The sequence below is a fragment of the Nocardioides sp. Root190 genome, assembly GCF_001428565.1.
Taxonomy (GTDB): Bacteria; Actinomycetota; Actinomycetes; order Propionibacteriales; family Nocardioidaceae; genus Nocardioides.
The window spans coordinates 156,075-178,332 of sequence record NZ_LMIA01000009.1; the positions used below are offsets into that span (position 1 = coordinate 156,075).

The 22,258-nt window shown below is 71.6% G+C and carries 19 protein-coding genes; 10 read left to right on the forward strand and 9 right to left on the reverse strand.

The genetic code is table 11. The features are described from left to right. Positions 1–76 precede the first annotated feature (76 nt). Positions 77–802, reverse strand: a complete 726-nt coding sequence (locus tag ASE01_RS10485) for a hypothetical protein (RefSeq protein ID WP_056750733.1) — start codon at positions 800–802, stop codon at positions 77–79. Positions 803–825: 23 nt separating this feature from the next. Here ASE01_RS10485 and rlmC point away from each other — a divergent pair, with 23 nt between their 5' ends. Then, positions 826–2,001 carry a 23S rRNA (uracil(747)-C(5))-methyltransferase RlmC gene (gene rlmC / locus ASE01_RS10490; protein ID WP_056750736.1) on the forward strand — a complete coding sequence of 392 codons (1,176 nt, stop codon included), beginning with the start codon at positions 826–828 and terminating at the stop codon, positions 1,999–2,001. On the opposite strand, the gene trhA is transcribed toward rlmC, so the two are convergent. Next, complete coding sequence (gene trhA / locus ASE01_RS10495) at positions 1,986–2,738, reverse strand: PAQR family membrane homeostasis protein TrhA (RefSeq protein ID WP_056750738.1); 753 nt, start codon at positions 2,736–2,738, stop codon at positions 1,986–1,988. The genes rlmC and trhA overlap by 16 nt on opposite strands. Positions 2,739–2,854: 116 nt before the next feature. Further along, positions 2,855–3,817, reverse strand: coding sequence for an AIM24 family protein (locus tag ASE01_RS10500; protein WP_056750741.1), 963 nt, complete (start codon positions 3,815–3,817; stop codon positions 2,855–2,857). 98 nt (positions 3,818–3,915) lie between these two features. Between ASE01_RS10500 and ASE01_RS10505 the strand changes: the two genes are divergently transcribed. The 7 genes from ASE01_RS10505 to ASE01_RS10535 all read left to right on the forward strand — a co-directional run bounded on the left by ASE01_RS10505 (position 3,916) and on the right by ASE01_RS10535 (position 12,434). Beyond that, on the forward strand, positions 3,916–4,689 hold the full coding sequence (locus ASE01_RS10505; protein WP_082605982.1) for an isoprenyl transferase: 774 nt from the start codon (positions 3,916–3,918) through the stop codon (positions 4,687–4,689). 52 nt (positions 4,690–4,741) lie between these two features. Continuing rightward, entirely contained in the window at positions 4,742–5,503 is a 762-nt protein-coding gene (locus tag ASE01_RS10510) for a siderophore-interacting protein (RefSeq protein WP_235535945.1), read from the forward strand. Then, positions 5,500–5,955, forward strand: coding sequence for a DUF3817 domain-containing protein (locus ASE01_RS10515; RefSeq protein WP_056750745.1), 456 nt, complete (start codon positions 5,500–5,502; stop codon positions 5,953–5,955). Before ASE01_RS10510 ends, ASE01_RS10515 begins: the two co-directional genes overlap by 4 nt. Positions 5,956–6,025: 70 nt before the next feature. Continuing rightward, a complete protein-coding gene (locus tag ASE01_RS10520) occupies positions 6,026–7,387 on the forward strand; it encodes a serpin family protein (RefSeq protein ID WP_056750748.1) in 1,362 nt (453 codons plus the stop codon). A 116-nt stretch (positions 7,388–7,503) separates the two neighbouring features. After that, positions 7,504–11,031: a transcription-repair coupling factor gene (mfd, locus tag ASE01_RS10525; protein WP_056750751.1), complete on the forward strand. Its 3,528-nt coding sequence runs from the start codon at positions 7,504–7,506 to the stop codon at positions 11,029–11,031. Between the two features lie 21 nt (positions 11,032–11,052). Next, complete coding sequence (locus ASE01_RS10530; RefSeq protein ID WP_157537259.1) at positions 11,053–11,790, forward strand: hypothetical protein; 738 nt, start codon at positions 11,053–11,055, stop codon at positions 11,788–11,790. 14 nt (positions 11,791–11,804) lie between these two features. Further along, entirely contained in the window at positions 11,805–12,434 is a 630-nt protein-coding gene (locus ASE01_RS10535) for a MazG nucleotide pyrophosphohydrolase domain-containing protein (RefSeq protein ID WP_056750757.1), read from the forward strand. Positions 12,435–12,695: 261 nt separating this feature from the next. Here ASE01_RS10535 and ASE01_RS10540 read toward each other — a convergent pair whose 3' ends face one another. The 6 genes from ASE01_RS10540 to ASE01_RS10565 form a co-directional block, all read right to left on the reverse strand. Further along, positions 12,696–14,006, reverse strand: coding sequence for a hypothetical protein (locus tag ASE01_RS10540; protein WP_056750760.1), 1,311 nt, complete (start codon positions 14,004–14,006; stop codon positions 12,696–12,698). 37 nt (positions 14,007–14,043) lie between these two features. Further along, entirely contained in the window at positions 14,044–15,822 is a 1,779-nt protein-coding gene (locus tag ASE01_RS10545; protein ID WP_056750761.1) for a hypothetical protein, read from the reverse strand. Further along, complete coding sequence (locus ASE01_RS10550; RefSeq protein WP_056750765.1) at positions 15,819–16,340, reverse strand: hypothetical protein; 522 nt, start codon at positions 16,338–16,340, stop codon at positions 15,819–15,821. Before ASE01_RS10550 ends, ASE01_RS10545 begins: the two co-directional genes overlap by 4 nt. Positions 16,341–16,407: 67 nt before the next feature. Next, positions 16,408–19,248, reverse strand: coding sequence for a BTAD domain-containing putative transcriptional regulator (locus ASE01_RS10555; protein ID WP_056750768.1), 2,841 nt, complete (start codon positions 19,246–19,248; stop codon positions 16,408–16,410). Between the two features lie 10 nt (positions 19,249–19,258). Beyond that, positions 19,259–20,035 (reverse strand): alpha/beta fold hydrolase, encoded by a 777-nt coding sequence (locus ASE01_RS10560; protein WP_056750771.1) that lies wholly within the window; start codon positions 20,033–20,035, stop codon positions 19,259–19,261. Beyond that, the gene (locus ASE01_RS10565; RefSeq protein WP_056750773.1) at positions 20,035–20,217 is read right to left on the reverse strand and encodes a hypothetical protein; all 183 of its coding nucleotides are present in this window, start codon (positions 20,215–20,217) and stop codon (positions 20,035–20,037) included. The genes ASE01_RS10560 and ASE01_RS10565 overlap by 1 nt, the downstream gene beginning before the upstream one ends. Before the next feature lie 31 nt (positions 20,218–20,248). Between ASE01_RS10565 and ASE01_RS10570 the strand changes: the two genes are divergently transcribed. Both ASE01_RS10570 and ASE01_RS10575 read left to right on the forward strand, forming a co-directional pair. After that, positions 20,249–20,731: a TspO/MBR family protein gene (locus tag ASE01_RS10570; RefSeq protein WP_056750777.1), complete on the forward strand. Its 483-nt coding sequence runs from the start codon at positions 20,249–20,251 to the stop codon at positions 20,729–20,731. A 280-nt stretch (positions 20,732–21,011) separates the two neighbouring features. After that, complete coding sequence (locus tag ASE01_RS10575) at positions 21,012–22,256, forward strand: CpaF family protein (protein ID WP_235535946.1); 1,245 nt, start codon at positions 21,012–21,014, stop codon at positions 22,254–22,256. The last annotated feature ends 2 nt before the right edge of the window (positions 22,257–22,258 follow it).

The following is a 22,258-nucleotide window of genomic DNA, read 5'->3' on the forward strand; positions in this document are numbered from 1 at the left end:
CCCATTTCTAGGCAGTCGGCATGTCCGGAGGTCGCGCCGGACGTTTCGCCGTTGTAACGATTCAATGGCCTCGGGCTCAGGAGGCAGGACCTTGGTCCCGAGTGGCGTTGAGGACCGCGATCTTCTGCCAGATCTTGCGCTCGAGCGAGACGGTCAGCGTCTCGACGGTGCTGACCGTCTCCAGGACGACGGCGTCGCTGGACTCCTCGGCGCAGAGCGCGGCGGCCTTGCCGATCAGGCTCAACAGCTCGGAGCAGTAGTCGAGGTAGTACTCGAGCTCGGTGGGGGAGAGGTCCATCGCGACGCTCTGCGGCGTCGGGGCGAAGGACGCGCGCAGCCGCTCGGGGTCCTTGGTGAGCTGGTGCATGTCGACGATGTGCGCCATCGAGCGCAGCCGGTGCAGGAGCTCGAGCAGCCCGTTGCGCTGCAACCGTTCGGGCACCGACCAGAGGAACCAGATCGCCAACACGGCGAAGATGAGGTCGTTGACCGCGCTCTCGACGAGCGGCACCCACTCGAGCTCGTCGGGGGCGTCCATGGCGGCCGCCCGCAGGGCGAGGACGACCAGGGTCGTCGTGGCGGCCAGGACCACCACGATCCCGATCCGCGATGCGGTCCGCAGCCACGACCGCCGGCCGCGGACGCTCGCGGTCGAGGAGGCGACGGTCTCCACCAGGCTGGCGAGCTCGCCCACGACGCGGTGCAACCCGCGGCCCGGGAAGCGGGCCTCGATGCGTTGCTCCAGGCGCCGCACCGTCGCGAGGACCGGAGCAGCCTGGACCTTCTCGAACGTGGACGCCACGGGCGGCAGCCTACGATGACGCCATGGGTCATGCCGGTCTCGCAGTGCTCGACTGCGCCCATTTCGACGCGGGTGAGTGCCGCTCGTGCACCTGGCTCGGACGTGGGTACGACGACCAGCTCGCCACGAAGCAGGCCACGACCCGGGCGCTGGTCGGCGCCACCGCGATGGTGTGGGAGGAGCCTGTCACCAGCCGCCACGCGGCCTTCCGCAACAAGGCGAAGATGGTGGTCGCCGGATCGGCGGCGGCCCCGACGCTCGGGATCCTCGATCCACGTGGGCTCGGGGTGGACCTCCGGGACTGCGGTCTGCACATCCCGGTGGTGACCGACGCGCTGCCGGTGCTCGCCGCGTTCGTGGCCCGTGCCGACCTGACGCCCTACGACGTGGCAGGCGACCTGCCGGTCGGCCAGCGCGGCGAGCTGAAGCACCTGCTGGTGACCGGATCACCCGACGGCGAGCTGATGGTGCGCATCGTGGTGCGCTCGAGGTCCACCGAGGCCCGGATCCGCAAGCACCTCCCGTGGCTGCGGGCCGAACTGCCGCACCTGCGCGTGCTCACGCTCAACGTCCAGCCCGAGCACAGCGCCGTCCTCGAGGGCGAGCAGGAGATCGTGCTCACCGGGCAGGACACGCTCCCGATGCGCCTGGGAGCGATCACCCTGCACCTGCGCCCGCGCAGCTTCTTCCAGACCAACACCGAGGTCGCCGCGGCCCTCTACCGGGCCGCCGTCGACTGGACGGCCGAGCTCGCGCCCCAGCGGGTGGTCGACCTCTACTGCGGCGTCGGCGGTTTCGCGCTGCACCTGGCTGCGCCGGGCCGCACGGTCACCGGGATCGAGATCAGCGCCGACGCGATCGCCAGCGCCGAGCGCTCCCACGACGAGGCCGGGCTGCCCGGCGAGATCGGCTTCGCCGTCGGTGACGCCACCGCGCCCGGCCACGCCGAGCTGCTGTCGGAGGCCGACCTCGTGGTCGTGAACCCCCCGCGCCGCGGCCTCGGTCACGAGCTCGCCCGGCGCCTCGAGGAGAGCGGGGTGCCCCACCTCCTCTACTCCAGCTGCAACCCGGAGACCCTGGCCCGCGACCTGGCCGACTTCGCGTCGTACACACCGGTCAGGGGACGCCTGCTGGACATGTTCCCGCAGACCCCGCACGCCGAGGTGCTGGTCCTGCTGGAGCGTCAGCGCAGCGAGTAGGTCGCCAGGGAGACCCCGACGTAGTGGGCCGCGAAGGCAGCGATGGTGAAACCGTGGAAGATCTCGTGGAAGCCGAAGACCCGCGGTGAGGGGTTCGGCCACTGGAAGCCGTAGACCAGGCCTCCCAGCGTGTAGAGCGCGCCGCCGGTGGCGATCAGGACGAAGATCGCGATCCCGATGCCGAGGCCCAGGTCGGTGGCGCCCTGGAAGAAACCGGGGATGAAGAAGATGGCTGCCCACCCGAGGGCGATGTAGACCGGTGCCGACATCCAGCGCGGCGCACTGGGCCAGAAGACCTTGAAGGCGATGCCGAGCAGGGCGCCGGTCCAGGCCACGGACAGCATCACGACCTGGGCGGTGCCTTCCAGCAGGATCACCGCGAACGGCGTGTAGGACCCCGCGATGAACAAGAAGATGTTGGAGTGGTCGAGCCGGTTCAGGATCGTCCACACCTTCGGCGACCAGGTCCCGCGGTGGTAGAGCGCCGAGGTCGCGAAGAGCAGGAGCGCGGACGCGACGTACAGCGAGGAACTCACCCGCGTCGCTGGCGTGGGTGACAGGCAGATCAGGACGATGCCCGCGGCCAGGACGAGGGGCGTCGAGACGAGGTGGGACCAGCCGCGCAGCTTGGGCTTGAGCTCGGCGACCGTCTCGACCACCTTCTCGGTGATCTGCTCGCCGAGAGTGTCCAGGCGTCCGCGCACCTTGTCGGGTGCTGGTTCGACGGCCTGGTCCATGGGGCTGACAGTACCCGCCCGTTGCACACGCAACGGCGGCCGGACGAACGTGATCTCACGCTCGTCCGGCCGCCGTCGAGTGACCGATCGGAGGTTGACCGGTCGCGGGGCCCTGCTCAGGCAGAGGTCGGGACCTGCGGACCCTCCGACGGCTGCACGATCACGAAGCCGGGGCCCTGGAAGGCGACCTGGAAGGCCTCTCCCGAGCCGCGGCCGATGAGCGCGCCCGCTGACACCGACGACTTGATCGACGTCTGCAGGTGCGTCGACCAGGCGACCAGTGCGTTGGCGTCGGCGAACGTCGGCGCCTCCGCCGGGTTGAGCACGACCGGCGGGCCGTCGGTGGTGATGGCCACCCAGCCGGTGCCGCGCAGGGTGGTGTTGAACAGGCCACCGGCCGCGATGCTGCCGCCCTTGACCCGCTCCACGTTCCACTCGAGCGAGGCCGAGAACGCCAGCACGTTCTTGCCGTTGACCGACAGCCCGCTGTTGTTGAGCTGCAGGATGTGGACGTTGCGGCCGGTGTCGGCGAGGAACACGTCGCCCTGGCCCTCGACGCGCATCAGCGAGAGGCCCTCACCGGTGAGTGCCTTCTTGAGGAACTTCGCGGCGCCGCCGCCCTGGTAGGCGAAGTTGACGTTGCCCTGGTAGGTCACCATCGAGCCCTGCTGGGCCATGAACGGCTCGGTGATGCGCACCCGCAGGAGGTAGGGGTTCTGCAGCTGGGGGCCGTTGCCGTCGATCTCGCTGAAGCGACCGTCGATGAGGTCGCCGGCGATGCCGGCGAAGGCGTCGGCGGGGACCTGCTGCTGGCCGCCGTACTGCTGCTGGCCGTACTGCTGGTCCGGCTGGCCACCCTGGCCACCCTGGCCACCCTGGCCGTAGCCCTGGTTGGCGGCTGCGGGGTCGGCGCCACCGCCAGTGCCACCACCGGCAGCGCCGGCGGTTCCACCGTCGGCGGACACGGATGAGGTCGACTGGACCCCCTGGTCGGACACGTGGTCGGTCCACTGGGAGCCATCCCAGTAGCGGAGCTCGTGGCGGCCGGTGGGGTCCGGATGCCAAGCGGCTGCGGTCATGGCGTTGGTGCCTCTCTCGTCGTGAAGGTGGGGTGCGGGTGCACCTGCTGCCCCTCATCGTGCACCACGTTGCCTCAGCAGTGGCTTACGATCGGCCTGTGGCGGACTGGAAGCGGGGCGTGCGACGGGTGCTCTACCCCGCTTACGAGGCGCGCATGCTCCGTCGCCTGCACGGCGACCTGCCCAAGCACATCGGCGTCATGCTCGACGGCAACCGGCGCTGGGCCAAGGCGGTCGGGCGCGACACGGCGCACGGTCACCGTGCCGGCGCGGCCAACATCGAGCCGCTCCTGACCTGGTGCGACGAGGTCGGCATCGAGGTCGTGACCCTGTGGCTGCTCTCGACCGACAACCTCAACCGCCCGGCCGGCGAGCTGGAACCCCTGCTCGAGATCATCGTGGACGCGGTCGACTCGCTGGCAGACCAGCGCAGGTGGCGGTTGCACCCCGTGGGCGCCCTCGACCTGCTCCCCACCGATGCGGCCAGGCGACTCAAGGCTGCTGCCGAGGCCACCGCCGACGTCGACGGGATGATCGTCAACGTCGCCGTCGCCTACGGCGGTCGCCGCGAGATCGCGGACGCGGTGCGCTCCCTGCTGACCGAGCACGCGGCCAAGGGCACCCCGCTCGAGGAGCTCGCGCAGGTCATCGACATCGAGCACATCGAGGAGCACCTCTACACGAAGGGCCAGCCGGATCCGGACCTCGTGATCCGCACCTCCGGGGAGCAGCGTCTCGGCGGATTCCTGCTCTGGCAGAGCGCGAAGTCGGAGTTCTACTTCTGCGAGGCCTACTGGCCCGACTTCCGTCGTGTCGACTTCCTGCGGGCCATCCGCGCCTACGCCCAGCGCGAGCGTCGCTTCGGCTCCTGAGCCCGTCAGCACGACGCGGGTGGGCTGCGTCACACGGGTACGCTCGGCCTTCGTGAGCACAACCCCCAAGCCGGCGAAGCCGATCACCCTGCTCCGTGTCGAGAGCAAGGAGCAGCTGAGTCCCGGCATGGTCCGGATCCGCTTCTCCGGCGAGCTCGCCGCCTTCGAGGGCAGCGCCTTCACCGATCGCTACGTGAAGTTCCTCTTCGGCTCCTCCGAGCGGCCGACGCTGCGGACCTACACCGCCATCGAGCCCGATGTCGCAGCCGGCACCGTGGCCGTCGACTTCGTCGTGCACGGCGACCAGGGCATCGCCGGACCGTGGGCGGCCGCAGCCCAGCCCGGTGACACGATCTCCGCACGCGGACCTGGTGGCGCCTATGCGCCCGACCCTGCCGCCGACTGGCACCTCTTCGCCGGCGACGAGGCGGCGATCCCCGCGATCCGCCAGTCCCTGGCCGACCTGCCCGCCGACGCGCAGGGCTACGCCGTGCTCCAGGTCGACGGTCCCGCGCACCAGCAGGAGGTGGCGAGCCCGGCCGGTGTCGAGCTGAGCTGGCTCCACCGCTCGGACGCCAGCCATCCCTCCCTCGCCGACGCGGTCCGCGCACTGCCCTGGCGCGAGGGACGCGTGCACGCGTTCGTGCACGGCGAGGGCCAGACCGTCATGCGTGGCGTCCGCCCGTATCTCTTCAACGAGCGCGCGGTGCCGCGTGCCGACGTGTCCATCTCGGCCTACTGGAAGCAGGGCCGGACCGAGGAGGCCTTCCGCGAGTGGAAGGCCGAGATCGCCCAAGAGGAAGGCCTGCAGTGAGCAGCCTCAGCCCCACCCGTCTGTTCCGCACCGTCGCCATCGCCGAGGCGATCACCTGGACCGGCCTGCTGATCGGCATGTTCCTGAAGTACGGCCCGGCCGAGAACGAGACCGGCGTCCGAATCTTCGGGATGCTGCACGGCGTCGTGTTCGTTGCGTATGTCGTCACGACGGTCGTCGTCTGGATCGACCGTCGCTGGTCCCTCGGTCGGGGGCTGCTCGCCCTGGGTGCCGCCGTACCCCCGCTGGTGACCGTGCCGCTCGAGTGGTGGGCCGTGCGCAAGGGCTGGCTCGGCGACACGTGGCGCCTGCCCGAGGGTGCCGGTTCGTCCGCGCCCGACAAGGTCGTCGCGTGGGTGCTGCGCAACCCGCTGCGCGGTGCGCTCGCCGGTCTGGTGGTCGTCGCGGCGCTGACCGGTCTCGCGCTCGCGGTGGGTCCGCCGACCTCCTGACGGAACCGACGGCCTGACGGAACCGGCGGCCTTGACGGAACCGGCGGGGCCGCGCCAGCGTCACAGCACCATGCGCACCTCCTCGATCGATCGCCGGCACACGCTCCGGTTCGGCCTGTTCTCCCTGGCGGCACTCACCGGCGCCGGCACCCTGAGCGCCTGCTCGGGCGACGACGAGCCCGCCGTGCAGGACGGCCCGGACCCCGACGTCCTGGGCGACATCCAGCGGGTCTCCTCCGACCTCAAGCGCGCCGCCGGCGACCCGTCCGTGGTGCCGGACGTCGTGACCGGGCTGCGCGCCCTCGCGGGCGGCCTCTACGACGGGGTCGCCGCTGAGCCCGGCAACATGGTGCTCTCGCCGTACTCCGTGCTCGTCGCCCTCGGCATGACGCTGACCGGTGCCGCCGGCACGACCGCCACCGAGATGCGAGCGGTGCTCGGAGCCGGCGACCTCGGGGACCGGTGGCACAAGGGCGTGAACGCGCTCACCGCCCATGTCGACGGCCTCGCCGGCGAGCACGAGCGTGCGGACGGTTCGAAGGCCGAGCTGACGGTGGCCACCGCCAACCAGCTCTTCGGGCAGCGCGACGTCGCGTGGGAAGAAGCCTTCGTCGACCACGTCGCCAAGGAGTACGGCGCCCCACTGCTCGGTGTCGACTTCGAGGGCGCCACCGAGCAGGCCCGGCAGCTGATCAACGACTGGGTCGAGCAGCAGACCAGGGACCGGATCGTCGACCTGGTCCCCGAGGGCGTCCTCGACCCGCTGACCCGGCTGGTGCTGGTGAACGCGATCCACCTCAAGGCGCCGTGGGAGCAGCCCTTCGACAAGGGGCTCACGGCCAAGGGCTCGTTCCGGCTGGCGGACGGCACGAGTGTCGAGGCCGACATGATGCGCCGTCCCGACATCTCCGGGGCACTGGCATCCGGGACGTTGGCATCGGGGGAGGGCTGGCGTGCCGCCGTCCTGCCGTACGCCGGCGGCCGGGTCGCGATGACGGTGGTGCTGCCCGACGAGGGATCCTTCGAGGCCGTCGAGCGCGCCGTCGCCGACGGTGGGTTCACCGCCGAAGCACTGGCCGCGCAGCCCTCGGCCGTGGACCTCACCCTGCCGCGGTGGAGCTTCCGCACCGCGGCCTCGCTCAAGGACCTCCTCATCGCACTCGGCATGCCCAGCGCCTTCGGCACGGCCGACTTCACCCCGATGACCACCGAGGACCTGGACCTGGTCATCTCCGAGGTACTGCACCAGGGATTCATCGCAGTGGACGAGGAGGGCACCGAGGCGGCCGCTGCGACGGCGGTCGTGATGGCCGAGACCAGCGCTCCGATCGTGGAGCCGTTCGTCGTGGACCGGCCCTTCCTGTTCGTCATCCACGACCTCGAGCACCACGCGCCGCTCTTCGTCGGACGGGTGAGCGACCCCACCGGTTGAGCCGGTCCTCACCACCGGAGGCGCTGTCGGTACGACGTCGTACGCTGGAGGCATCACCCCCGGTCAGCTCCGACCGGGGGCGCTCGTGTTGTCCTCCTCACCGAATCGAGCCCGAAGTGCGCCTCGCCGGCCTCGCCGACGCCGTCCTGACCGACCCCGCCCTCGCGACCTCCCTCGCCGCTGCCACCGGCGGGTCACAGCCGACCGGTGAGCTCACGGGTCCCGAGGCGCTGCGCCCGTTCCTCGTGGCCGGGCTCGCCCGCTCGGGCGGCTCGGTGCTGGTCGTCACGGCGACCACCCGCGAGGCGGAGCAGCTCGTCGCCGAGGTCGGCGACCTGATCGATCCTTCCGCGGTCGCCCACTACCCCAGCTGGGAGACGCTGCCGCACGAGCGGCTGAGTCCTCGCAGCGACACCGTCGGTCGGCGCCTGGCCGTGCTGCGACGCCTGTGCCATCCCGGCACGGACGCCGCCAGCGGTCCGGTGCAGGTCGTCGTCGCGCCGGTCCGTTCGGTGCTCCAGCCCCAGGTGAAGGGCCTGGGCGACCTGGTCCCGGTCGAGCTCGCCGTCGGTGACGCCGCCGAGCTCGAGGACGTCGTCGCCGGGCTCTCCGGCGCCGCCTACTCCCGGGTCGACCTGGTCGAGAAGCGCGGCGAGTTCGCCGTGCGCGGCGGGATCGTCGACGTCTTCCCGCCGACCGAGGAGCACCCGTTGCGGGTGGAGTTCTTCGGTGACGAGGTCGACGAGATCCGCTCCTTCGCCGTGGCGGACCAGCGCACGATCGACAAGGTCGAGCGGTTGTGGGCGCCTCCGTGCCGCGAGCTGCTGCTGACCGACGAGGTCCGCGCCCGTGCCGCTGAGCTGGGCCGGACCCACCCGCAGCTCCTGGAGCTGACCGACAAGCTCGCCCAGGGCATCGCCGTGGAGGGCATGGAAGCGCTGATCCCGGCGCTGGTCGACGAGCTCGAGCTGCTGGTCGACCTCCTCCCGCGCGACACCAAGGTGCTCGTCCTGGACCCCGAGCGGGCACGGGCCCGCGCCCACGACCTGGTCGCGACGAGCGAGGAGTTCCTCGCCGCGTCCTGGGCGACCGCGGCCAGTGGCGGTCAGGCCCCGATCGACCTGCAGGCGGCGTCGTACCAGTCGCTCGGCGACGTCCGGAGCCACGCCCGCGAGCGCGGGCAGGCCTGGTGGACCTTCAGCCCGTTCGGCCTCGACGAGGGCGATGACTTCTCTGGCCAGTCGAGCGCGCAGCCGGCACCGTCGTACCGCGGTGACGTCGCCCAGGCCTTCGCCGACATGGCCCGTTGGCGCACCGCAGGCATGCGGGTCGTCGTCGTCCACGCCGGCCACGGGCCTGCACACCGGATGGTCGAGGCCCTCGGGGAGCACGACGTCCCGGCCCGCTTCGTCGAGGAGGTGCAGCCCGGCGACGAGATCGACCCGGCGGTCGTCACGGTCACCTGCGGTGCGCTCGGGCACGGCCTGGTCGACGAGTCGCGTCGACTGGTGCTGCTGACCGGCGAGGACATCGTCGGCACCAAGGCCAGCACCCGCGACAAGGGGTCGATGCCGGTGCGGCGCAAGCGCCAGATCGACCCGCTCGAGCTGAAGGCCGGCGACTTCGTCGTCCACGAGCAGCACGGTGTCGGCCGGTTCGTGGAGATGAAGCAGCGCGAGGTGCAGGGCGCGGTGCGCGAGTACCTCGTCCTCGAGTACGGCCCCTCCAAGCGGGGCGGCCCGGCGGACCGGCTGTTCGTGCCGGCCGACACCCTCGACCAGGTCACCCGCTACGTCGGTGGCGAGCAGCCCAGCCTCGACCGGCTCGGGGGCGGCGACTGGACCAAGCGCAAGAACAGGGCGCGCAAGGCCGTCCGCGAGATCGCCGCCGAGCTGATCAAGCTGTACGCCGCGCGGCAGGCCACCAAGGGCCACGCGTTCGGTCCCGACAGCCCGTGGCAGCGTGAGCTGGAGGACGCCTTCCCGTTCCACGAGACGCCGGACCAGCTGACCACGGTCGACGAGGTCAAGGCCGACATGGAGCGCACCGTCCCGATGGACCGACTGGTCTGCGGTGACGTCGGCTACGGCAAGACCGAGATCGCGGTCCGGGCGGCGTTCAAGGCGGTGCAGGACGGCAAGCAGGTCGCGGTCCTGGTGCCGACGACGCTGCTGGTCAACCAGCACCTCGACACGTTCAGCGAGCGGATGAGCGGCTTCCCGGTCATCCTCAAGCCGCTGAGCCGGTTCCAGACCGACAAGGAGGCGGCCGCGACGATGGCCGGCCTCGCCGAGGGCAGTGTCGACATCGTCGTCGGCACCCACCGGCTCTTCAACGCGGACACCCGCTTCAAGGACCTCGGCCTGATCATCGTCGACGAGGAGCAGCGCTTCGGCGTCGAGCACAAGGAGGCGATGAAGAGGTTGCGCACCTCCGTCGACGTCCTCTCCATGAGCGCCACGCCGATCCCGCGCACCCTGGAGATGGCGATCACCGGCATCCGCGAGATGTCGACGATCACCACCCCACCGGAGGAGCGGCACCCGGTCCTGACCTATGTCGGTGGCTACGACGACCGCCAGGTCGTCGCCGCCGTACGCCGTGAGCTGCTCCGCGACGGCCAGGTGTTCTACATCCACAACCGGGTCACCTCGATCGAGAAGGCCGCGGCGCGGATCCGTGAGCTGGTGCCCGAGGCACGGGTCGCGACCGCGCACGGCCAGATGGGGGAGCACCAGCTCGAGCAGGTCATGCTCGACTTCTGGGAGAAGCGCTTCGACGTCCTGGTCTGCACCACGATCGTCGAGTCCGGCATCGACGTGTCCAACGCCAACACGATGATCATCGAGCGCTCCGACACCCTCGGCCTCAGCCAGCTGCACCAGCTCCGTGGTCGTGTCGGCCGCTCCCGCGAGCGGGCCTACGCCTACTTCCTCTACCCGACGGAGAAGCCGCTCACCGAGACTGCGCACGAGCGCCTCGCGACGCTGGCCCAGCACTCCGACCTCGGCGGCGGCATGGCGATCGCCATGAAGGACCTCGAGATCCGCGGAGCGGGCAACCTGCTCGGCGGCGAGCAGTCCGGCCACATCGCCGACGTCGGCTTCGACCTCTACGTCCGCCTGGTCGGCGAGGCGGTCCGGGACTTCCGCGACGACGGCGGCGCTCCCGAGCAGCTGGAGGAGGTGCGCATCGAGCTCCCGGTCGAGGCCCACCTGCCCCACGACTACATCCCCAGCGAACGGCTCCGGCTGGAGATCTACAAGCGTCTCGCCGAAGTCCGTGCCGATGCCGACGTCGACGAGATCATCGCCGAGCTCGAGGACCGCTACGGCGACCCGCCGGAGCAGGTCACGGCCCTGCTGCTCGTCGCGCGCTTCCGCGCCCGCGTGCGCACGGCCGGGGTGCGGGAGGTGACGACGGTCGGCAAGAACATCCGTTTCCACCCGGTCGTGCTGCCCGAGTCGCGCACGATCAGGCTCAACCGTCTCTACCCGAAGTCGATCGTCAAGCACCAGCTCGAGTCGATCCTGGTGCCGCGTCCCGGCATCCCGGGGAAGACGGGAACCCCCATCGAGGGGGTCGCCCTGCTTGAATGGGCGCGACTGGTGATCGACTCGGTCATCGACCCAGCGCAGACCTGACCGATCCCGGAGGAGTAGAACGTGCGTCGAGTGTTGCCGTCCGTCATCGCAGGTGCGGTGGCTGTGTCCCTTGCCGGTTCCCTTGTCGGTTGTGGTGTGGCCGAGGAGGACGCCCACCCGGGTGTCGCCGCCGAGGTCGACGGACAGTCCCTCGAGCTCCGCACCATCGACAGCGCGGTCACCGACTACTGCGACCTGCTCGCCGGCAACCCCGATGCCTCCGCCGTCCCGAAGGCCTCGGTGCGCTCCGACCTGACCCGGCTGTGGGCGCAGGCGATCGCGGTCGAGGCCATCGCCGGTGACTACGGCGTCCCGTTGCCGGCCGACGAGGTCGAGCGCGACTTCGTGGAGCGGGCCTGGTCGAGCCTGGGCACCATCGAGGACGACGCCTACGACTCCTTCGAGTGGCTGACCTGGGTGCAGCTGCGGGTCAACGACCCGCTCCTGGCCATCGGCGCCCAGCTCGTGCAGCAGGAGACCGGGCAGGCGGCCGACCAGGAGACCGCCGCCGCGCGTGGCTACCAGGAGGTCGACGCCTGGCTCGCCGACAACGACCTCGAGCTCAACCCGGTCTTCGGCCACCTGGACACCGAGACCGACCTGTTCGTCGGTGACTCGCTCTCGATCGCGGTCAGCGGCGAGGCGAAGGACGCCGTCAAGAACCCGCCCTTCGCGGCCGAGCAGATCGCGGCCCTGCCGGCCACGCAGCGCTGCGGCCCGCCGGTGAACGCAGCGCCGCAGGTGCAGCCGGGCTCCTGAGCCCGGCACCTGAGATGGGGACGGTCGACGAGTTCGTCGCCGTGATGCGGCAGCTGCGGGCCGAGTGCCCGTGGAAGCAGGAGCAGACCCACCGCTCGCTCGTCCGGTACCTGCTGGAGGAGACCTACGAAGCGGTCGAGGCCGTCGACGGCGGCGAGGACACGGGGGACTGGTCCCACCTCGCCGAGGAGCTCGGCGACCTGCTGCTCCAGATCGTCTTCCACGCCGTGATCGCCGAGGAGCGCGGCGACTTCGACCTCGACACGGTCGCCCGCGGGATCACCGCGAAGATGCGCCGGCGCAACCCGCACGTCTTCGGCGGTGTCGGAGACGTCAGCGGTGATGGCGGAGTCGGCGGCGGCCTCGACGCGGCGGCCGTCAACGACCTCTGGCAGCGGGCCAAGGCTGCCGAGAAGGCCGAGCGCACCGACCGTCCGCTGGACGACGGCATCCCCGCGGCACTGCCCGCCCTGTTGTACGCCGACAAGGTGCTCGACCGGCTGGAGCGAGCCGGGCGACCGGCCGCACCCGATCCCGGCGCCGCGGACGTGGGGGAGCGGCTGCTGGCCCTGGTGGCCGAGGCCCGCGCGGCCGGTGTGGATCCCGAGCAGGCGTTGCGCGACGTCGTACGTGCGCGGTTGTGACCGTCGCGGGCTGATCGATCGGGCTGCGTTGGTCGAGGAGGTCGCGCAGCGACCGTCTCGAGACCTCTGGCCTCGGTGCAGGGACTGCTCCGGTGAGAGCGGGTGCGCGGGTTGCGGGCGTCTCGAGACGGTCGCGGGCGACCTCCTCGACGTACGACCGCCGCTGCGCGGAAGCTCTCGATTGGTCACAAACCGCATGCCGAGGGCCCGAATTGTTGCGGTTTGGGACCAAACCGCAACAATTCGGGCGGACCAGGCAGGTCAGCGCGTCGGCGCCGCGATGCCCTCCAGCCGCACGGCCCGGCCGCTGGTCGTGACGACCACCTTGACGGTCCCCGAGTAGGCGGAGCTGAAGGTGGTGATCGCGATGACCCGCTTGGTCACCGAGCGGCTGGTGCGCAGCGACACGGTCTTGAGCAGGCGGCTGCCGGCGTAGACCCGCACCGTGCCGTGGGTCGTCCCGCCACTGGCGACGAGGGCGAGCTTGCGGGCACTGCGGACTTTGTAGGACACCGAGGCGTTCTTGCGGGTCGTGGCCAGGACCCGGCCGCCGTACGCGCTGGAGGCCGAGACGAGGGACCAGCCCGAGGAGCGGGTGAGGGACTTCGCCGGGACGGGGACGGTCCAGTAGCGGCTCGCGCCGGTCGGGTCGACGTTGCCCGCCGGGTCGGTGGCCTTCGCGCGGAACAGGTGGGTGCCTGGCGCGAGGCCGGAGATCGCGTGCCGACCGGTCGCGCAGGTGCGGGCGCGGCTGTCCAGGGTGCAGGTCATCCGCGATCCCGACTCCGTGGAGCCGAGGGTGAAGACAGCCGATGACGAGGTCACGATCGAGCCGTTCGCCGGACCGCCGGAGATGCTCGTCCGCGGCGGGGTGGTGTCGCCCCCACCGGACCCGGCGGCTGCTGCGAACAGGGGGACGTACGGCGTGACGTAGTACTTGTCGCCGCCGTGGCCGCCCACGTTGAACGCGATCTGGAGGTGGTCGCCCGACTGCGCGCGCGGGCAGGGAGCGTCGCCCTCACGTCGGGAGAGGCAGGTCGGCGCCTGGGTCGCCGTGCCCTTGAGCTCACGCGTCGCCCGGACGGGGAACTGGAACTCCAGGATCTGGCCCCGCTTGAGGCGGAACGGCTCGTCGCCCGCCCGGGTGATCGCCACGCCGCCGTTCACGCCGTTGAAGAAGTCCACGCCACCCGAGGTCAGGGTGCCGGGCGAGCCGGCGTTGTAGATGCCCCAGATGAAGGGCTCCTCGACGAACTCCACACCGGCGGGCGCCAGGACCTCCGGGATCGTCAGACCTACGTCGCTGCACGGCAGGCTGACCAGCCCGATGTAGCCGCGCAGGTAGAACTTCTCGCCGACCTTCGGCACCTGGCCGGTGGGCGAGCGCCATCCGGTCTGTGCGCTGAAGCCGACACCGGGGGTGCTCGTCGAGCAGTTGATGATCGTGTCGGAGTCGGAGTAGCCGTCCTGCCACTCGCTCTCGGCCGCGTGGGAGGGCGCGGCCGAGGCACTGGCCAGGGCTGCGGTGGTGAGGAGTGTCGCCGCGAGCGCGGCAAGCCTGCTTCGTCGCATGGCTGTGGTGTTCCTTTCAGGGGAGGGAGGGGAGTGCTCAGCGCGTGGGCGCTGCAATGCCTTCGATGCGCACCGTGCGGCCCGTGGTGGCGACGACGATGCGGACCTTGCCGGTCCAGGCCTTGCTGAAGGCGGTGATCGGGATGACTCGCTTCGTCACGGTCCTGCTGGTGCGCAGGGAGACGGTCTTGACCAGCCGACTGCCGACGTACACGCGGACGGAGCCGTGGCTGGTGCCGCCGCCGGCGACGAGGTGGATCTTGCGGGCGTTGCGGACGGTGAGCGTCAGCGACGCGTTCCTGCGGGTGCTGGTGAGCACCTTGCCGGCGTACGCGTTGGAGAGGTTGCTCAGGCTCCAGCCCGAGGACCGGACCAGGGACCGGGCCGGGACGGGCACCGTCCAGTAGCGGGCTGCTGCCGACGCGTCGGTGTTGCCCGCCACGTCGGTGGAGCGTGCCCGCAGGTCGTGCGTGCCCGGCGTGAGTCCGCTCAGCGTGAGCAGGCCGGGGACGCACGTCCGTGCCTTCGAGTCGAGGGTGCAGCTCGTCCGGGCGCCCGCCTCCGTGCTGGCGATCCGGAACGACGCGGAGGTGGACGTGAGCACGGAGCCGTTGGCCGGACCGCCGGTGAGAGTCGTGTCCGGTGCGGTCGTGTCGACCGTCCATGAGCGGGTCGCCGGGGTGGGGTCGACGTTGGCCGCGTTGTCCGTGGCGGTCACCGACAGGGTGTGCGCCCCTGGCGCGAGGTCGGCGATCGTGAGCGAGCGCCCCGGGCACGGGAGCGCGGCACCGTCGAGACGGCAGCTGAGTTCGACGCCAGCCTCGGACGCGGAGAGCTCGAAGGTCGCGGTGGTCGACGACGTCCTGCTGGCCTCGGCGGGCCCTCCGACGATCGAGGTGTCGGGAGCGATGCTGTCGACCTTCCAGTCCCAGCGCGACGGTGTCGGGTCCGACCAGCCCCCCTTGCGGCCCCGGACGATGAACGTGTGCCAGCCCTCGCCGAGGTGGTCGAGGCGCACCGACCCCTCGGCCGTGCAGGCGATGCTCACCCCGTCGAGCGAGCAGTCGTACGACGTCGCGCTGTTCGTCGACCACGAGAAGGTGGCCGATCGCTCGCGCGAGATGTAGGCGGGCCTCTGCCAGAGCACGGTGTCGACTGCGGCGACCGAGACGATCGGTGCGTTGCTGAGGTTGCCGGACTCGTCCTGGGCGCGGACCTGGAACTCGTGGGTGCCCTCCGGCAGGGACCTGAGGGCCGGGGAGGAGCACGTCTCGTACGGCTGGCCGACGATGCGGCACTCCGAGAGCACGTGTCCCTGCGACTGCCAGGTGAAGGTGAAGCGGCCGTCGCTGTCCTGCTGGGCGTCGAGGTTCGTGACCGTCGGCGCCTGGGCGTCGCGGAACGAGGCGACGGGATGCTTCTCGACGCTCCCGAAGGCCGGCGACGCGAGGCCGCATTCCGTGCGCTCGTTGCGGACCCGCGTCTGGTCGCAGCCGGTCCAGCCTGCGAACTCCCAGGACGAGGGGGAGTAGACGGTCAGCGGACGCAGCCACACCCAGGCCTCGAACGGCTCCTCGTTGCGGATCCGCGGGCAGGTGAGGGCGACGCGGTGGTCCCGGTTGGCGGTCATGTCGCAGTTGATTGACGCGCCGTCCTCGAGCGACCCCTCGACGACCTGGATGTAGCCGGCACCCTTGATGCTGAGGGTGATGCCGACCTGGCCGGCGTCGGCCGGGGCGGCGACCACGAGGGGGACGACGCCCACTGCGGCGGCGAGGACACCGCCCGCGAGGCGGGCGAGCAGCCGGGGGCTCATGCGCTCTCCTGCACGAGGTCGGGCAGCGCCAGCCACTCGGCCCAGCTCAGGTCCCGGCCGACGTAGCGGGGCTGGACCATGGGCCACGCCTCGGCGATCCAGCCGGGGACGAAGGCGTCGAGGCGCGCCTCGAGCGGGGTGCCGAGGAGGTCGTCGATGACCCACCACGAGATGTCGGCGTCGGCACCGACCTTGGCGGGCGGGTCGACGTACAGGCAGCCGAGCAGGACGGTCTCGCCGGTGTCGAAGAGCCCGTACAGGAAGGACTCGTGGGCCGCGATCTCTGCGGCGTGGTGGGCGAGGTCGTCGATGTCGGCCTCGCGGGTGAGCTGGACCGGCGGCCAGCCCCAGGCCTGTCCGTAGACGGACCAGAGCCGCTCACGTGAGCTGTGCACGGCGGGCAGGTCGAGGTCGACGTCCGCGGGGCCCATCGGGCGGAGGTGGTGGCGCTCGTCGAGAGCGACCCGGGTCGGGTGGGCCCAGTCCGCGGGCAGCCAGTGTCGGGGGTCGGTGGTCATGTGCCGACCCTGTCCGCGGGCGCTTGCGGGAGCCTTGGGGTTGGCTTGCGGACCGCTGTCCGGGGACCTACCTGGCCAGGTCGAGCATCGCCCCGAGGCCCAGCTCGCGCCCGGTCGCCACGTCGTCGTCGTACGACGTCCCGCGGCTCGCGCGTGCCGTCACCTCGGCCTGTTCGATCAGTGTCTCGTCGGGCCGGTAGTAGCCGTAGACGTTGCCGCCGGTCCCGGCGCGCAGATGTCCGGCCGCACCGCGCAGGACGCCGACCCGGGCGAGGTCCCCGTCGGCGTCGAGCGACTCGATCACCGCGAGCGCCTCGAGCAGGTAGGCCAGGTTGGCGTGGTCGCCGGTGTGCTGGCTGAGGGTGACGCCCTCGGCGACCTGGGTGCGGGCGCGGGCGAAGTCGCCGCGGGCGAGCGAGACCTGGATGGCGGTGAAGAGCGCGATGTACACCGCCAGTGGGTCGTGGCGACGGCGGCCGGCCTCGAGTGCCGTGTCGACCAGGCTGGCGGCGCGCACGCTGTCGCCGCGCAGCAGCTCGACGGTGCCGAGCCACACGTGGGACAGGGTCCACAGCCATTCGCCGCCGAGCCCCGCGACCTCGCACAGCTCGATGGTCTCGGCGTTGACCCGGGCCGCGGTGGTGAGGTCGTCCTCGGCGAGGGCGACCAACCCGATCCCGCCGTAGGCGTAGGGGAGGCCCTCGGCGTCACCGATCGAGCGGGCGAGCTCGGAGCTGGCGATCCACGTGTCCCGGGCGAAGTCGAGGTCGCCCTGGGCGAAGGCCATCGCCGCGGACACGGCACCGGCCCGGACCCGGACCAGGTCGTCGGTCGCGTGGGCGTGCACCGCCTCCATCAGCCGGCGTCCTTCGCGCAGCGCGCCCCGCACCCACCAGAACAGCCAGAGGTGCCAGCCGAGCCAGCCGCCGCGGTCGGCCTGCCCGGAAGCGATGGACCACTCCATCGCGGCGACCAGGTTGGCGTGCTCGAGCTCGATGACGGCCAGTGTCTCGACGGTGCCTGCGCCGCGCAGCGACGGCTCGTAGTGGGCGGCGAGATCGGCGAAGTGGCGCAGGTGGGCATCCCGTGCCGCCTGTTCGGCGGCCGGGGTGAGCCGGGTGAGGGCATACTGCGCGACCGGCTCGAGCAGCCGGAACCGCGGACCGCTCGCGCCACCCGGCTCGGCGACGACGAGCGACTGCTCGACGAGGGCGTCGACCAGGGCCAGCGCGTTGGTGGCACCGTCGAGGTCGGCGAGTACGGCGGCCGCGGCATCGATCGTGAAGCCGCCGACGAAGACCGCGAGCCGGGGGAAGGCCGCCTGCTCGGCGGGGGACAGGAGCTCGAAGCTCCAGTCGATCGCGGCCCGCATGGTGCGCTGTCGTGGCGGCAGGTCGCGCGCGCCCTCGGCTGCCATCACCTCGTCGAGCCTGGCGAGGATCGCGGCCGGGGTGAGCAGCCGGGTCCGGGCGGCGGCCAGCTCGATCGCCAGCGGGATGCCGCCGAGGCGGTGGCAGAGCAGGCCGACGTCGGGGTCGTCCGCGCTGATCGGGGAGCGGGGGGCGACGGCTGCAGCGCGGGTGGCGAACAGCTGCGCCGCAGCCGAGGCATCCAGCGGGGTGAGCGGGAAGAGCACCTCGCCGCGGACGCGCAGCGGGATCCGGCTGGTGACCAGGATCCGCAGTCCGGGACAGGCGGCGGCCAGGGTCGCGACCTCGGGCCAGGCGTCGATGAGGTGCTCGGCGTTGTCGAGGAGGAGGAGCTGGTCGCGGTCGCGGAGCAGGTCCAGCAGGGCGGCGAACGGGTCCCCGCCCTCGGCGACACCGACGGCCCGCGCGATCGCCGGGATCACGGCGGACTGGTCGCGCAGCGGCGCCAGCGGCACCAGCGTGGCGCCGTCGACGAACAGCGGATCGGCTGCGGTCGCGACCGCCAGCGAGAGCCGGGTCTTGCCGCACCCGCCCACGCCGGTCACGGTGACCAGGCGCGAGGTCGGTGCCCGCAGCAGGTCGACGAGGTAGTCGATGTCGCGCTCGCGCCCGATCAGCTCGCCCAGCAGGTCGGTGGAGGGGACCGTGGAGCGTCGTGGCTCAGGCACGCGTGGGGTGGCCACAGCCGACGCGGTGGTCGGGCGGAGCGCGGGGTCCTGCTCGAGGATCTGCTGGTGCAGCCGCTGCACCGCTGGCGCCGGGTCGACGCCGAGCTCCTCGACGAGCTGGGTGCGCAGGGCGTCGTACTCGCCCAGGGCGTCGGCCTGTCGGCCGGCCAGGTAGAGCGCGCGCATCAGCTGGCCGCGCACGGACTCCCGCAGCGGGTGCTGGGTCGCGAGCTCCTGCAGCCGGGTGACGGCCGCCGCGGGGCGGCCGAGGCGGAGGTCGAGCTCGGCGGCGAGCTCCTCTCCGGTCAGCCGCAGCCCCTGGAGGCGCATCGCCTCGGCCCGTGCGAAGGGTTGGGGGACGTCGGCGAGTGGCTCGCCGCGCCACCACCCGAGCGCGGTGCTCAGGTGCTGCTCGGCGGTGGTGACGTCGCCGGCCGCGAGCGTGGTGCGCGCGAGGTCGATCCCGCTGGCCAGGTGGGTGACGTCGAGGACGTCGCCGGTGATCTCGAGCCGGTAGCCGGGCGGGGCGGTGACGATCTCGGCCGGTACGTCGGCCTCCCGCAGGCGGGAGCGGAGCCGGGAGATGACGGCCTGCAGGTTGGCCAGCGTGCCGCCGCGACCGGTCTCGCCCCAGACCCGGTCGAGCAGGGTGTCGGTGGACACGACCCGGCCGGCGTCCACGGCGAGGGCGGCGAGGGTCTCGCGGTGCCGTGGCGAGCCGATGTCGACCGAGCGACCGCCGGGGTCGAGGACCTCGATCGGTCCGAGCAGCCGGAGGGACGCCTGGCTGCTGGTGGTGGCGTCGGACACCCGCCCAAGGTTAGTGGTGCGGGTTCCCCATCGTGGCGAGAACCTGTGGCCAGCACGCCTCGCCCAGCCGCCGGTCGGCGATCTCGGTGCCGCCGCGCTGCATCCGCACGCCGCCGCTGACCACCGGCTCACCGGGCAGGACCGTGCGGTGGCCGGCCTCCGCATCGGTGACGATGGTGGTGACCAGCCCTGCCGTCGTACGACGTGCACTGATCGCGCGCGCATGGTCGAGCGCTGGCCACACCCGGTCGTCACCACCCGCGACGAGCAGGAGGTCGTTGATCCGCTCGACGGGGATGGTCGCGTCCGGCACGAGGTCGGCGAACCGCTCGCGGGAGCGTGCGTAGAGGTCGCGGAAGGCGGGCGGTTCCTCGGCGGCCACCCAGGTCTCGTCGAAGGGCACGAACGGCAGGGGCGTCCCGTCGAGGGTCCAGTGCGACGTCACCCGGCCCCCGCCGGTCACGCCCGCCCAGACCAGGTCGGAGGGGGCGAAGGCGACCACGGCGTCGACGTCGTCGGAGTGGGCGCCGGTCAGCAGGGCGGCCTCGGCGCCGAAGGACGTGCCGACCACGACCACGCGATCGCAACGGCGCTTCAGGTCGGCGACCCGCTCGAGGAAGCCCTCCAGCGGGATCTCCCACGGCCCGGCGTGTTGCCCCGGTCCGCCGAACCAGCGCATCGACTCCGCGACCACGCCCGCTGCGGTGAGGACCTCGACGCGGGCCTCGTCGACCCGGCCGCTCGAACCGGCGAGCACGAGGGCGCCGGTACGGCCAGAGGCGGCCATCAGCGATGCCCCTGCGGGAGCTCGTCGCGGCCGAGCACGACCCGGTCCATCTCCTCGCCGCCGTCACAGGTGAGCAGCCCGACGGTGACCCGGTCCCCGCTCTCCGCGAGGACGGTCCAGTGACCCCCGGACGCGATCCAGCGATCGAGGATCGCGCGCGTCGCGCCGTCGTCGGCTGGCACGTCCTCACCCTAGGCGAGGCACACTCGAAGCATGTCCACCACCACCGTCCCCCGACACCCGGCCGGCTGGCTGACTCTCCTCCCCTTTCTCGCGGCGGTCGCCGCCGTCGCCGTCCTGGGCGGCCTCGCCGCCAGCTCGTCCTCGGAGACCTACCGCGCCCTCGACCTGCCACCCTTCGCCCCACCGTCCTGGCTGTTCGGCCCGGTGTGGACGGTCCTGTACGTCATGATCGCCGTCGCCGGCTGGCTCGCCTGGCGTGCCGACGCCGGACCGCGAGCGCTGGCACTGTGGGGTGGACAGCTGCTCCTCAACCTGGCCTGGACGCCGCTCTTCTTCGCTGCCGACCTCTACGTCTGGGCACTCGTCGACATCGTCGTCCTGCTGGTCGCCGTACTCGCCACGATCGCCGTCTTCCGACGCCCCTCGCCGCCCGCGGCGTGGTTGCTGGTCCCGTACGTCGCCTGGGTCGCCTTCGCCACCGCCCTCAACGTCGCGATCGTGGTGCTGAACTGACGCTCGGCGGCAGTTTCACCGCTTAGGCGGTGAAACTGCCCCTGGGCACACGAAACAACGTGTGCCCAGAGGCAGTTTTGTGCGCTCAGTCGGCCGATCACGGCCAAGCAAGTGCCGCCACCTCGCCTGAACTCGACCACCCCGCGTTCCCGGATGTGCGTCCGGTTCTCCACAGGAACGCGGCGATGGGTCTGTTCAGGATCCGCGGCGTGCCCTACGGTTCCCTCAGCCACAGCACGTCTCACTCGGGGGAGTCGCCATGGCCCTGTTGCAACCTGTCGTGTCCGCACCTGCGTCCGACGAGGTCGTTGCGCGCCTGGACGAAGAGCTCCGGGTCGCCGTACGACGCGAGGCGATCGACCCGCAACGCGAGGTCGCCGCGGTCCGACGCATCGCGGCCGGTCTGGTGCGTGCGCATGACGAGCGCAGCCTCACCGGAGTGGTCGCGCCGGTCGCCGATGCCGAGGGGTTGGTGGCCGAGCTCGTGGCGCGGGTCGCGGGCTTCGGTCCGCTGCAGCAGTTCCTCGACGACCCGACGGTCGAGGAGGTGTGGATCAACAGTCCGGACCGGGTGTTCATCGCCCGCCACGGCCGTCACGAGCTGACCAATCTCGTGCTGACCGAGACGCAGGTCAACGAGTTGGTCGAACGGATGCTGAAGTCCACCGGTCGTCGGATCGACCTGAGCCGACCGTTCGTGGACGCGATGTTGCCGGCCGGCCACCGGTTGCACGTCGTGCTCCGGGGCATCGCCCGGGGCTTCACCGCCGTGAACATCCGCAAGTTCGTCGTGCGTGCTACGCGCCTCGCCGAGCTCGTCGAGCTGGGGACCCTGCCGCCGGCCGCGGCCCAGTTCCTCGAGGCCTCCGTGCGGGCCGGACTCAACGTGCTCGTCACCGGCGGGACCCAGGCCGGCAAGACCACGATGCTCAACTGTCTCGCGGCCGCGATCCCCGGCGGGGAGCGGGTGATCTCCGCGGAGGAGGTGTTCGAGATGCGGTTCCCGCATCCCGACTGGGTCGCCCTGCAGACGCGCCAGGAAGGTCTGGAGGGGACGGGCGAGATCAGGCTGCGTGACCTGGTCAAGGAGTCGCTGCGGATGCGTCCGAGTCGTCTGATCGTGGGGGAGGTCAGGGCCGAGGAGTGCCTCGATCTCCTGCTCGCCCTCAACGCCGGGCTGCCCGGGATGTGCACCCTGCACGCCAACAGCGCGCGCGAAGCACTGACCAAGGCCTGCACGTTGCCGTTGCTTGCCGGCGAGAACATCTCGGCACGGTTCGTGGTGCCCACGGTTGCAGCGTCGATCGACCTCGTCGTGCATCTCGAGCTCGACCCGCGGGGTGCCCGCAAGGTCGTCGAGATCGTCGCGGTGCCGGGGCGGATGGAGGGCGAGGTCATCGAGACCGAGTCCGTCTTCGAGTGGCGTGATTCCCGCCTGCAGCGGGGCATCGGCCTCCCTCCGCGGATCGAGCAGTTCGAGCGGATCGGCATCGACGTCGTCCGGTTGCTCAACGAGGTCCGGTGAGG

Coding starts and splice junctions, on each gene's coding strand:
- ASE01_RS10535 (WP_056750757.1), top strand. CDS start 11,805: ATGGGGACGGTCGACGAGTTCGTCGCCGTGATGCGGCAGCTGCGGGCC.
- ASE01_RS10520 (WP_056750748.1), top strand. CDS start 6,026: ATGCGCACCTCCTCGATCGATCGCCGGCACACGCTCCGGTTCGGCCTG.
- ASE01_RS10540 (WP_056750760.1), bottom strand. CDS start 14,006: ATGCGACGAAGCAGGCTTGCCGCGCTCGCGGCGACACTCCTCACCACC.
- trhA (WP_056750738.1), bottom strand. CDS start 2,738: ATGGACCAGGCCGTCGAACCAGCACCCGACAAGGTGCGCGGACGCCTG.
- ASE01_RS10550 (WP_056750765.1), bottom strand. CDS start 16,340: ATGACCACCGACCCCCGACACTGGCTGCCCGCGGACTGGGCCCACCCG.
- ASE01_RS10560 (WP_056750771.1), bottom strand. CDS start 20,035: ATGGCCGCCTCTGGCCGTACCGGCGCCCTCGTGCTCGCCGGTTCGAGC.
- rlmC (WP_056750736.1), top strand. CDS start 826: ATGGGTCATGCCGGTCTCGCAGTGCTCGACTGCGCCCATTTCGACGCG.
- ASE01_RS10545 (WP_056750761.1), bottom strand. CDS start 15,822: ATGAGCCCCCGGCTGCTCGCCCGCCTCGCGGGCGGTGTCCTCGCCGCC.
- ASE01_RS10500 (WP_056750741.1), bottom strand. CDS start 3,817: ATGACCGCAGCCGCTTGGCATCCGGACCCCACCGGCCGCCACGAGCTC.
- ASE01_RS10570 (WP_056750777.1), top strand. CDS start 20,249: ATGTCCACCACCACCGTCCCCCGACACCCGGCCGGCTGGCTGACTCTC.